The sequence below is a fragment of the Lichenifustis flavocetrariae genome, assembly GCF_026130545.1.
GTDB classification, from domain to species: domain Bacteria; phylum Pseudomonadota; class Alphaproteobacteria; order Rhizobiales; family Beijerinckiaceae; genus Lichenihabitans; species Lichenihabitans flavocetrariae.
In genome coordinates this window covers 3,994-14,811 of the sequence record NZ_JAMOIM010000070.1, presented here as the reverse complement: position 1 = coordinate 14,811, position 10,818 = coordinate 3,994, and the positions used below count along the sequence as shown (strand labels likewise).

The window sequence follows — 10,818 nt, the reverse complement described above, 5'->3', positions numbered from 1 at the left end:
GGTCGGCGGGTTCGAGTGCGGCAGGGCGATTTCCAGGCGCATGACGTCGCCACTGCGCCAACGGATGGCGAGGCGCGGCGCGCCACCGGGCTGTACATGGTCGCTCATCCAGTGAAGGTCAGCCGGCGTCAGTCCGTCACGGACGACCAGCCGCCGCTTGAGCGATCTCCTGCCTTGGGCGGAATATAACACCAGCCGCGTCTGATGCACCGTCCGACAGGACCCGCCGTCACCGGTTTCGATCCCTTGAGGAGCGTCACCATCAACGCTATTCGGATCGGCGTGGGGCACGCATCGCTTCAGTGCGACTCAATCGGACCCGTTGTCTTCTGCGGCTTCTTAAGTACGGCAACGGCGGCCAAACTGATGATCAGGCCCACACCGATGATCCAGAACGCATCGCTGTAGGCCATCACATAGGCTTCCCTCCGAACTTGGTGGCCACTAGTCCGAGAGCTCGCCCCTTAGCCGCCGCGAGATCGAGCATATGCGCCTGCATGCCAGCGACCAAGCCCGATAGCCGGGACTGTGTGAGGGCGCCATTCTGCGTCATGGCCTCGGCGAGGACCGAGAAATGGAAGTGCTCGCGCCGATCGATCATGGTGGACAACATAGCGATGCCGATCGAGCCGCCGAGGTTGCGCATCATGTTGGAGAGAGCCGAGGCATCGGCGGTGTCGCGCGGCTCGAGCCCGGCCGTCGACATCTGGCTCAGCGGCACGGTGAAGAGCGGCTGGCCAGCGGCGCGCATTAGCTGCGGCAGGATCAGCTGGTACATGCCGACGTCGTGCGTCAGGCTAACGTTGATGAAGCAGCTCGCCGCGAAGAGGAGCGTGCCGGCGATCACCAGCAGTCGCGGGTTGAATCTCTTCATCAGGAAGGGCATTGTCGGGAACAGGGCGTAGCGCCTGGGCGATCAGGATGCGATTGATGGCGAGCGCCTCGGGCACGATGCCGGCTGGAATTTGGCGAAGGGCCAGCACCTTCCGGCCCTGTCAAAGGCGGTGTGACCCGATTGGTGCCGGCGACGCGCACGACCGCCGCCGCCCCCTTCCTGTTCGAGATCGTAGCGGAGACCTTCTCCTTCCTCTCGGATCCAACTTGGCTTCCCGCTACGACGGAGATCGGCATGACGACTTCCGGTCAGGGCTCGTGAGAGCAGCTGCGCGACGGCGTCATCCAGGTCCGTGATCGTCCCCTCGTTCGGGAGGGTGAGGTGAGCCAGTCCCGAAAGCGCTTCGACTATGCGCTGCTCACGTATAAACAATCTATAAACAGATCGAATTATACCAGCGGCCCTCATGTTTGACCGACATGAGCCCATTCTCGCATGCTGATTGAGGTGATTGTGTTGGGCTGCTCGATGAGCTTGTTCCAGGCTTCGCAAGCGGCGTCGATAATGGCGTCGTAGGTTTCGAACACGCGGTTTGAGAGCCAGTTGGCTCGCAGGTACTGCCAGATATTCGACGGGGTTGAGTTCGGGCGACCGTGACGGCAGGAAGATGAACGTCAGGTTCTTTGGCATGACGAGGTGGTCTGTCGTGTGCCACCCGGCCCGGTCGAGGAGCAGGACCGCATGCGCGCCCCTGGCCACGGTACGGGCAATCTCATCGAGGTGGAGTTGCATCGCTTCGGTGTTGGCGTGCGGCATGGCGAGCGCCGCCCCGGTGCCGCGCGCGGGGCAGATGGCTCCGAACAGATAGGCGCTCTCGTAGCGCTGATCGGCTGGCTGGCGCGGTCGCGACCCCGTCTTCGCCCACTGTCGCACGAGGCCGTTTTTCTGACCGATGCGCGCCTCGTCCTGGAACCATATCTCGATCGGCTTTCCCTTTGGCAGATGCGCCACGTGCGCGTTCAGCGTCGTTGCGAAGTTTTTTTGAACGTCGTGATCGTCCGCTCGTCCTGTCCGGGATGGCACGGCCGCGCGCTGATGTGGGAGAAGCCAAGCCCCTTGAGCAGCTTGCCGACCGTGCGCTCGTGATAGGTGACGCCGAAGCGCTCCTTGATGACCCGTTGAAGGTCGACCCGTCGCCAACGCACGACACCGTCAACAGCTCGATCCGGTCCCGTCTCGACAAGCTGAGCCAGATTGCGCTGCTGATCGACGGACAGGCGCGATGGATTGCCCTTCGACCAGGTGTCCTTCAGCCCATCAGGACCACGTTCGTTGAACCGGTGCACCCAGCCCTCCGCTGGCTTCTCCAGCAGGCTCTGCCTGCCGGAGCCTCAAGCCAGCTCCGCCCGAAGCGTCTGACGATCTATGCCGCCGGTCGGCGCCGCCTCAGTCCGGCTCATCCCGTCCAGAACCGCCGCCAGCGATAGCAAGCGGCGACTCTGATTGGCGTTCTTGCTCAAAGCCGCCATGCGACGAAGCTCAGTTGCTGAAGTCCGCCCGCAAACTCACCGCTGAAGCCATGCGCGAATCTCCTCACGCCATGGAATCAGATCAAAAACCGTCAGGGAAGAACCCGCGAGTCAAAGTCAGAGGCCGTTGGTATTAGAGCAGCGATCGATTGTCTTTGTCATTCCGAGCGGGATCTGCGTTTCGGTTCTCTTTATGCGCCGTTTATACATTTCGCACTTTTCGCCTCTCGATCTGTAACGCCAAAGCAATTCATATTGGCGGGCGCCATTTCGCCACTGGATGCTGTCAATGTTTCCTCCTGGATTTGAACCTCCTCCGGTGAAGGATAAGCGCGCGCAAACGAACTTCGTCATCGGTCAGGCTGCCCCCGGGATCTTGGCTGGCGATCGAGATCCACAACCTCGGTGGCGGCATCTCCAAGAGGCGCGAAGACGCGTTGCGCTTCTTCGACTTCGAAGCCCACCATCGATCAGGCGCATTCAATTTTGCGACAACCCCGCTCCAACTTGAGTTCTAAGTCACTGCCATGGCCGAGTTCGCCGCCTTTCGTTGGGATCTCGCGACATCGCTGCTCCAGTGCGTCGATCGCCGAAGCACATCCTTTACCGGAGGAAAGGCCACCGGCGAAGATTTCAAGGTCACCGCGCTGCTTGAGCGGCTCGCGGATGCGGTCGACAATCTCGACCTGCACGTCTTCCTCATCCTCGAGCTGATGTTCACGCAGAAGCATCTCGCCCGGCGGTTTCTGCAGGAGCGCGAGAATATGCTCGCGCAGGTGGGCCTGCTGTATTGTGCATCGAGTGCGACCGACCTCGTCCGCTGGCTGACGAAGCACACGGTCGATCACGCTCGGCAAGAGCCCTTGCCGAAGCCAAAAACGCTCGCTGTCGCTGCAACTCGTTTCTGTCAGGGCAGGACCCTTCATTCGAGCCAAAGCTTTTCTGACACGAAAACCCAACTTCCTTTCCGATCGTGCGCGAGCGACTTCAACGGCGCGTTCTGCGTCGTTGCACCCGTCCTGGCCTTCTGGGAGGTCCGCCTTGCCTTCGGGCAGCTGCATGAGCAATCGTTCATTGCTAAGCAAGCGGCTGTGCTGGCGACTGTCGTTTCTGTCGATTATGCAAGCGTGGGCAAAAGTCCCGGTGTGACCAGAACCGTCGTCCTCGCGTTCCAGAAGCCCTCAGGCGAGCGCTGCCGCGCCCCCTGCCACTCCGACCGGCCCTCGTTCATAGGGACGCTAAGCGAATCCCTGATGGTCGTGCCCCGATTGTCGGCTTGCGAATTGCCATTGATCCCGTTTGGGGGTCGGCAATCCCGCACACACCCTTGCCCTCGCGGCGGCGCCGGTGGCAGGCGGGTTGGCATCCCTCAAGCTCTGGTCGTGGCTGCTCCGACAGGCGCTTCGACCGGACTCGAAGTCAATGTGGTTTCCATCAGAGAGGCGGCGTCATGATCTCGCTTTGGGGTTCGATCGTGGATCTGCTCACCCCGTTCGACGGCGATGGCCTCGATGAACAAGGCTTTGGCGACCTCGTCGCTTGGCAAATGTCCGAAGGGATTCATGGGCTGGCGACCTGTACCACGACCGGGGAGGGACCGACCCTTACAACGGCAGAGAAGGACCGGCTCATCAGCATCTGCGCCGAGGTCTCGGCCGGGCGCGTGCCGGTGATTGCAGCCACGGGAACAAACGGAACGGACAGCACGATCGCCTTGACACGGATGGCCAAAGCCGCTGGCGCCGATGCCGTTCTGGTCGTGACACCCTATTACAGCAGGCCCTCACAAGAGGGAATCTATCGGCATTTCGAGGCTCTCGCCCGAGCGGTCGATCTCCCCATCATTCTACACAACCTTCCATCACGGACCGGTGTCAATCTTTTGCCGATGACGATCGGCCGTTTGAGCCGGATCGCATCGATCGTTGGGATTTGCGACCAGAGCAGCGATCCGCTGCGGGTTCTCGCGACAGCACGCACAGCAGGCGAACAATTCGTGCAGCTTTGCGGCAGCGACGCACAAGCGCTAGCTTTCAACCTCGCAGGAGGACAGGGAAGCCTTTCGGTCGTGGCAAACCTGCTGCCTAGGGTCTGCGCGACCCAGCAAATAGCTTGCCGGCAAGGGCGCTACGACCTGGCTCGCAATATTCATTGGCGACTAGCTGAGCTGATGGAAGCGCTGAACAGCGACACCGTACCCGTACCGGTCAAGATAGCAATGGGCCTGGTCAGGCTTGGCTTCGGAGCTTCTTACCGTCTTCCTTTAGTCGAAGGTACTCTAGAATCTCAGCGTGCTGTCAGTGCTGCATTGAAGGGCCTGCTTGCCGATCCGTTCTTGTATCCTGTGGTTGCAGAGAAGGGCTTCAGTCTCCAGCAGGAACGATTACAACCTTTAGAAGACACGACATGCAAACTCTCGCGACGCTGATCAGCCAGCTCCGTCGACTCCTCGATTCACCAAAGGTGCAGGCCCGACGGACCGAGTGTCCACAAGCCAGAGGTCGACGCCTTGATAGCGATCAGGCAGCAGTCAACCGTTTGATGATGGTCAAGATCGGGTGGACCCTGTCCTTTCTCATGTTCCTCGCGACGTTTTTGCAGGATGGGGATCATCTCAGACTGTTTGAGCGATTGTTGAATATAAGTGCTTTGGTAAATGCGGTCTTCGCCACTCTCTCGCAGGAAAAGTGGTCATCCAAAAATCTTAGTCGATGGGATGAGGCCATTTTCTTTGCGACCATTTCGATGGGGTTGCGGCTTTTCGCTTGAAGCTGCAACCCCATCGATCTGTGTCGCTTGCCCGCCGGTCAGCTTGCCCGGGGTCTAGCAACTGCAATCTACGTATAGTGGATCGGAGTATACGTGCTTCTTGCGTTGGTTGACGGACAGACAGGAAAACGAATTTGCTGCAAAAGAAGCTTCCGTCCCAAGATGTCTTCGATCCTACGCTGACTCGGCTCGACGAACGCCCGGCAGACACGGCCGAGCGGCTTAATCGCGCTCTGGAGCCAGAAGCCGTAATTGAAGTGGCTGGGCTGCCGGTCGGAAGAGCGGTGGATGTCTTCGATCAGCCGTTCCTCACCCGCGGCGCGAGATTGCTGCGCGCCATCCCGGCCGAACAGGCGCGCGCCATCCTCGACGGCATGGCGGTCGACCGGCAGGCGGACGTCTTTCGCCAAGCCGAGAAGGCTGATCGCGACGCTCTCTTTCCGCTGCTCGACGACGACGTCGCACGGATCGTTCGCACCTTGCTGGCCTATCCGCGTGACAGCGCCGGCAGCCTCATGACGACCGAGTTCGTGAGCGTTCAGGCGACCGCGACCGTGGCAGAGGTTCTGGATCATATCCGCGCCGTCCATCATACGCGCGAGACCATCTACCCGATCTACGTGATCAATCCGTCGAGCGGTCGACTCGAGCAGACCGTGTCGCTGCGGCGGCTCATCACGGCTTCGCCCGGCGATCCTATCCTAACCCATTGTTCCGGCCGGGCACCGATCACGACAACGGCGAGCGCCGATCGGGAGGATGTCGCTCGTTTGATCGCTCACTATGACCTACTGGCCGTCCCGGTGGTTGACGACGCGCGATGTGTTCTGGGGATCGTGACGGTTGACGACGTGCTCGACGCTGTCGTCGCGGAGAGCACGGAAGACGTCCAGAGATTCGGCGGCGTCGCTGGTGCTGAGGGCCCCTATCTCGAAATCGGCTTCGGTCGAATGCTCTCCAAGCGAGCCGGCTGGCTCTGCGCCTTGTTCCTCAGCGAGATGCTGACGGCCAGCGCCATGCAACACTTCGAGACCGAATTGGAGAAGGCCGTTGTCCTGACCCTCTTCATACCGCTGATCATGAGTTCGGGAGGCAACTCGGGCTCCCAAGCGACGTCGCTTCTCATCCGGGCTCTGGCCCTCGGGCAGCTCCGGCTGCGCGACTGGTGGCGCGTCGCGATTCGGGAGCTTCCGGTGGGCATGACCCTCGGCGCGATTCTAGGCGCAATCGGGGTCCTGCGGATCGCCGTCTGGCAACAGCTCGGCATCTACGACTACGGCGTCCACTGGCCCTTGATCGCGCTGACGGTCGGCGCGGGCCTTATTGGGATCGTGACCTTTGGCTCGATGGCGGGCTCGATGCTACCTTTTATTCTCAAGCGGCTGGGCTTCGATCCTGCCAGCGCTTCGGCCCCATTCGTTGCGACGCTTGTCGATGTGACTGGCCTCGTCATCTACTTCAGGGTGGCGCTCGTCATTCTGCACGGGACATTGCTTTAAGAGACGTTTGTGAAGGGCGGTCCAAATCCAGGCCACGGGGCGGAGCAAATCCAGGCCAGCCCTACAACGGCCGGCGACCCCGCTACAGACGAAATAAGATCATGAACGTAAAAGGTTAGCCAAGGGCACCGTTTAATCTAGTATCGTTCGTCTGGAGTCGGACGGGGCAGTGGAGTGGCCTGGATTTGGACCGCCCTCTACACGCTGGACGGGGCTGACGCTCTTCGTCGAGGACGGCCGTATCGAGATGGACTCGAATACGGTCGAGCGTTCAATCAGGCCCCTGGCCCTCAATCGAAAAAATGTACTCTTCGCCGGCTCGGACGAGGGCGCTTCATACTGCTCATCTCATCATGCCCTTATAAATGCGGAAGATTTTGTTGGCGATCATCGGACGGCGGGCGCCGTGACCGCCGAATGTTGGCTTCGCGGCGAACGGTTTCGCGCGCCAGTTCGGCCTGGGAGATTATCCAGGGCGCGCCCTTGCACGGCTGGCTCGCGGAAAGAGCCCGCTCGGCGATCAAGCGACGCACGGTTGACGTGCTGACGTCCAGGATCGCGGCCGGCTCATTGATCGTGGTCTCCCCGCGTTCGGCCCGTTCCCCTGGTCGATGGTTCGCGATGTCATTCTGATGCCGCAGGAAGCAGACGCTGCCGCGAGTCCAACTATGGCCGTGGCTCGTCGTCTTTCCCGAGCGGTTGAGCACCATGGCAATCGCGTGATCGGGCATATGACGGGCCAATGCGCGGACGAGCTCGACGATATCGGTATCGGTGACCCATCGTGTGTGACCGAATTTATTCTTCTTCACGCCGAGGCGCGTGTGATCGCCTCCTTGCCAATGAATGACGAGGTCGAGGCTGTCGCCGACGACGTCGACGATAATTTCGGAGATGACCGTACGGATGATCTTCTTACGCGTCTCCGGCGTGGTGCTTGGGCTCTCCCACGCCCTCGCCAGATCCCTGCCCAACATCATGAGCCGGTCTCGATCGCCGATGGTGAGCACGTCCGCCTGTTCGGCGCTGGCTTGGGCGAGCTCGGCCTCGAGACTGCGCACCACGACCAGCCGCTCGTTCCACCGTCGCTCCAGTTCGCCAGCCACGAGCCTGTTGTCGGGATCGGCGACATCATACTGCCGCTGAGCACGGGCGGCCTCATAGCGGGCCTGCTGAAGCGCGAACGCGAGCTGTCCTTGCTTCTCTGAGCGCCTATGACTACGGGCATCGATCGCAGCCAGGGCCGCTTCTACGCCAAGGGGTTGGAGGCGCTCGAGCACTTCCTGGGCAACCATCCGGTCGGTGCGCATTCCGCTGAAGCTGATGCAGCGGGCTGCCGCCAGGTGAGTGAATGCGCCGACGCATTGGTAGCGAGCGGCCCCATCGCTGTAGCGGACACGAAGCTTTCGTCCGCATCGCGCACAGCGAAAAAGACCGACCAGCAGAGCTTCGCCGCGGCGAACGGCGCCGCGGCTCATGAACCTTTTGCCGTTGGCGTTGTCGGCAATCAGGGTTTGATTCCTTTCGAAGTCGACCCAGGGAATATAGCTCTCATGGTAATCCGGGATCAAAACGTCCCAGCTTTTCCAATCGCGCTGCATGCTCCGCAGGACGTGCTTTCGTCCGTTCTCGATCACGACGCGCATCGTTCGACGCCCAAACGCGTAGCCGCCGGCATAGACCGGGTTCGTCAGGATGTGATGCATGGTCGAGTACACCGGCGCTTTCCAAGCGATCCGTTCGGCCGGATCGCCGACCGTCAAGACGGGCAATGGAATCTTCTCTTGCCGAAACCACACGAGCGCTTGCCGGATCGACTGAAGTTCCGCGAACCTGCGGAACACCAGGGTAATGGCTTCCTGGACGCGCCGATCGGGATCCTTTTCGATCAGGTCGCGCCCGGCCTTCACGTAACCCACGGCCACCGTCAGAAAGAGTTCGCCACGACGCGCCTTCTGCTTCATCGCTTCGATGGATCGCTGGCGGAAGATGGAAAGCTCCATCTCGCTCATCGTCCCCTTCATGCCGAGCAACAACCGATCGTTCGGCGAGGCAGGGTCATACACGCCGTCTTCGTCGACGATGATCGTGCCAACCAGGCCGCAAAACTCCAGCAGCGTGTGCCAGTCGCGCCCATTGCGGGCCAGACGCGACGCCTCCACGGACATGACGGCGCCGACGCGCCCTTCGCAGATCGCGGCGAGCAATCTCTCGAAGCCCGGGCGTCTGATGCCGCCGGCCGATCGGCCGAGATCGTCGTCGATGACCTCGACGGCCTGCCAGCCGAGCAATCGCGCCCTGTCGGCAAGGCCATACTGTCGACGCTGGCTCTCCAGATTGTGCGCGACTTGTTCGGCCGTCGATTGCCGAACATAGACAACCGCGCTGCGAGCCAGGTGGTCAGCCGATATCTTCGTCATCGCACGCCTCCGTCCGGTTCTCGTTCTCCTTGTCCGGTGCCGGCTTGATCGCCTCGGCCAAGAGCGCTTGCAATAAATCCAGCGCCTTTCGACGCTCGGTCGCCGTGAGTTGGCTCACCGGCGGCGGCGGGTCGAAAAGATCCATTTGCGACAGGGTCCTGTGTGTCGCCATATGCACCTCCTTTGCAGGGGACGGCGGTCCCCGCCGATGAGGCTAGGATCGAATCCAAGAAGGCCCGAAGCGCGCGAAGCTGAGCGACGGAAATACAGGGAGTTTCAACGACCTTGGTGGCCGCGGCACTCTGAATCATCCACTCCGGAACGAGAAACGACTCGCTTTCGCCCGCGCGAAGCGTCAGGTGACGAGCGCCACCATGCGTTTGATCGGCGACCACAATGGCGCGCTTTTCGAATAGCGGATGAAACGGATAGGCGACGACAACCTCGCGGCCCAGACTACCGGCATCATGACGCCGCGTCGGATCGCGGCGGCGAACATTGGGCGGTGATCGCCTCGCTCGTGGAAACCTGCAAGCTGAACGGCGTCGATCCGCAGGGCTACCTGGCCGACGTCATCGCCCGCATCGTCGATGGCATTCCCCAGAGCCGCATCGATGATCTGCTTCCCTGGGCCTATCCGGCCATTTCCGGGCTCAAGGCTACCGCCCGAGCAGCATAACATAGCTACCCGCGCCTACGAAGGTGCGCTCGGGGCATCGCTTACGGTCAGTCTCCAGAATGGCATCGATGACGGCGACATGCGGTCCCAGCTTCGGCTTCTCAGCTGGCTTCGTCCGTGTGTACCCGGGCGGCATCGAGAACCGGCACATCTTCAGAACCGTCCCGCGGCTCAGCCCGAAGACCCGGGCGGCCTCTCGGCGACTCTTGCCTTCCATGAACACGAAGTGCCGAACGGCGGCGTAGACCTCCGCGGCAAACATCCCGGCCACCCCAAAACGGGCAGCCTATCCACTGGCCGGAGATTACTCCGCCCGCGTCAGCACTTTACCGACGCTCCAGTGGCCTGCTTTGCCACCTCCGTGCACACACGCACTTCGCTCGCAACTACGGCGAACCCGCGCCCGGCATCTCCGGCCCGGGCTGCTTGGACGCCGGCATTCAAATCGTGGATTTCCAGACTTTTGTGATTGCCTATCGCAGACCCATGTCTCATAGAAAAACACATTATTAGGGCCGTTTTTGCTTTTGCATCTGATTGCGCGGCTTATTCGCCATGGAGTTTTTAGAATGAGCTTCTTATCGGCATCTAGTAGAAAATTACGACCTTTTCTGATTGCGCCAACCCTTGTGTTGAGTGGGGTTCTAAGCGTCTCTTCAGCACTGTCTGCCAGCCTTTTTGGCACTTACCAGAACCAATATGGTCAAGCGATCCTGGCGGCCTTTGACCCGGTCACTGGCTATGCAACCGGGGAGTCGATCGCCTCCACCTCGCCGTTCGGTAATCCAAGCGAGCACGATTTCCTGTTTCAAAGCCTGACCGGCCTGGCCTACGGCAAGGGGCAGCTCTACGGCACTTACCAGAACCAATATGGTCAAGCGATCCTGGCGGCCTTTGACCCGGTCACCGGCTATGCAACGGGGGAGTCGATCGCCTCCACCTCGCCGTTCGGTAATCCAAGCGAGCACGATTTCCTGTTTCAAAGCCTGACCGGCTTGGCCTACGGGAACGGGCAGCTCTACGGCACTTACCAGAACCAATATGGTCAAGCGATCCTGGCGGCCTTTGACCCGGTCACCGGCTATGC

Annotated in this window: 12 protein-coding genes and 5 pseudogenes; 7 read left to right on the top strand and 10 right to left on the bottom strand. The window is 61.0% G+C overall.

Translation table 11 applies throughout. The features are described 5' to 3' along the window. Positions 1 to 189, top strand: a 189-nt coding sequence (locus tag M8523_RS33955; RefSeq protein ID WP_282589247.1) for a hypothetical protein, incomplete at its 5' end; no start/stop codon positions are given. A gap of 223 nt (positions 190 to 412) precedes the next feature. Here the strand turns inward: M8523_RS33955 and M8523_RS33950 are convergent. From M8523_RS33950 to M8523_RS33940, 4 genes are all read right to left on the bottom strand, one after another. Beyond that, complete coding sequence (locus M8523_RS33950; RefSeq protein ID WP_282589246.1) at positions 413 to 874, bottom strand: MFS transporter; 462 nt, start codon at positions 872 to 874, stop codon at positions 413 to 415. A 42-nt stretch (positions 875 to 916) separates the two neighbouring features. After that, positions 917 to 1,846, bottom strand: a complete 930-nt coding sequence (locus M8523_RS37015) for an IS630 family transposase (RefSeq protein ID WP_428351911.1) — start codon at positions 1,844 to 1,846, stop codon at positions 917 to 919. Between the two features lie 8 nt (positions 1,847 to 1,854). Next, complete coding sequence (locus tag M8523_RS37010; protein ID WP_428351909.1) at positions 1,855 to 2,181, bottom strand: winged helix-turn-helix domain-containing protein; 327 nt, start codon at positions 2,179 to 2,181, stop codon at positions 1,855 to 1,857. Between the two features lie 653 nt (positions 2,182 to 2,834). Further along, a complete protein-coding gene (locus M8523_RS33940; protein WP_282589245.1) occupies positions 2,835 to 3,425 on the bottom strand; it encodes a hypothetical protein in 591 nt (196 codons plus the stop codon). Between the two features lie 389 nt (positions 3,426 to 3,814). Between M8523_RS33940 and dapA the strand changes: the two genes are divergently transcribed. The 4 genes and pseudogenes from dapA to M8523_RS33920 all read left to right on the top strand — a co-directional run. Beyond that, positions 3,815 to 4,792 carry a 4-hydroxy-tetrahydrodipicolinate synthase gene (dapA, locus tag M8523_RS33935; protein WP_282589244.1) on the top strand — a complete coding sequence of 326 codons (978 nt, stop codon included), beginning with the start codon at positions 3,815 to 3,817 and terminating at the stop codon, positions 4,790 to 4,792. Then, a complete protein-coding gene (locus tag M8523_RS33930; RefSeq protein WP_282589243.1) occupies positions 4,771 to 5,133 on the top strand; it encodes a hypothetical protein in 363 nt (120 codons plus the stop codon). The genes dapA and M8523_RS33930 overlap by 22 nt, the downstream gene beginning before the upstream one ends. A 137-nt stretch (positions 5,134 to 5,270) precedes the next feature. Continuing rightward, the gene (gene mgtE / locus M8523_RS33925) at positions 5,271 to 6,632 is read left to right on the top strand and encodes a magnesium transporter (protein WP_428351914.1); all 1,362 of its coding nucleotides are present in this window, start codon (positions 5,271 to 5,273) and stop codon (positions 6,630 to 6,632) included. Between the two features lie 205 nt (positions 6,633 to 6,837). Then, a pseudogene (locus tag M8523_RS33920) lies at positions 6,838 to 6,972 on the top strand (IS66 family transposase); the annotation flags it as partial. Positions 6,973 to 6,991: 19 nt separating this feature from the next. On the opposite strand, the gene M8523_RS33915 reads toward M8523_RS33920, so the two are convergent. From M8523_RS33915 to M8523_RS33905, 4 genes and pseudogenes are all read right to left on the bottom strand, one after another. Beyond that, the gene (locus M8523_RS33915) at positions 6,992 to 9,052 is read right to left on the bottom strand and encodes a recombinase family protein (RefSeq protein WP_282589241.1); all 2,061 of its coding nucleotides are present in this window, start codon (positions 9,050 to 9,052) and stop codon (positions 6,992 to 6,994) included. Next, entirely contained in the window at positions 9,033 to 9,224 is a 192-nt protein-coding gene (locus M8523_RS33910; RefSeq protein WP_282589240.1) for a hypothetical protein, read from the bottom strand. The genes M8523_RS33915 and M8523_RS33910 overlap by 20 nt, the downstream gene beginning before the upstream one ends. Before the next feature lie 109 nt (positions 9,225 to 9,333). Further along, positions 9,334 to 9,447, bottom strand: a pseudogene (locus M8523_RS37095) (hypothetical protein); the annotation flags it as partial. Further along, entirely contained in the window at positions 9,408 to 9,551 is a 144-nt protein-coding gene (locus tag M8523_RS33905; protein ID WP_282589248.1) for a hypothetical protein, read from the bottom strand. The pseudogene M8523_RS37095 and the gene M8523_RS33905, both read right to left, overlap by 40 nt. Between M8523_RS33905 and M8523_RS33900 the strand changes: the two are divergent. After that, positions 9,525 to 9,731, top strand: a pseudogene (locus M8523_RS33900) (transposase domain-containing protein); the annotation flags it as partial. The gene M8523_RS33905 and the pseudogene M8523_RS33900 sit on opposite strands and share 27 nt — an antisense overlap. 43 nt (positions 9,732 to 9,774) lie before the next feature. Here the strand turns inward: M8523_RS33900 and M8523_RS33895 are convergent. Further along, positions 9,775 to 9,993: pseudogene (locus M8523_RS33895) on the bottom strand (IS21 family transposase); the annotation flags it as partial. Between the two features lie 74 nt (positions 9,994 to 10,067). Next, positions 10,068 to 10,175 (bottom strand): annotated as a pseudogene (locus tag M8523_RS37005) (methyl-accepting chemotaxis protein); the annotation flags it as partial. Between the two features lie 125 nt (positions 10,176 to 10,300). Between M8523_RS37005 and M8523_RS33885 the strand changes: the two are divergent. Next, positions 10,301 to 10,818, top strand: a 518-nt coding sequence (locus M8523_RS33885) for a hypothetical protein (protein ID WP_282589238.1), incomplete at its 3' end; no start/stop codon positions are given.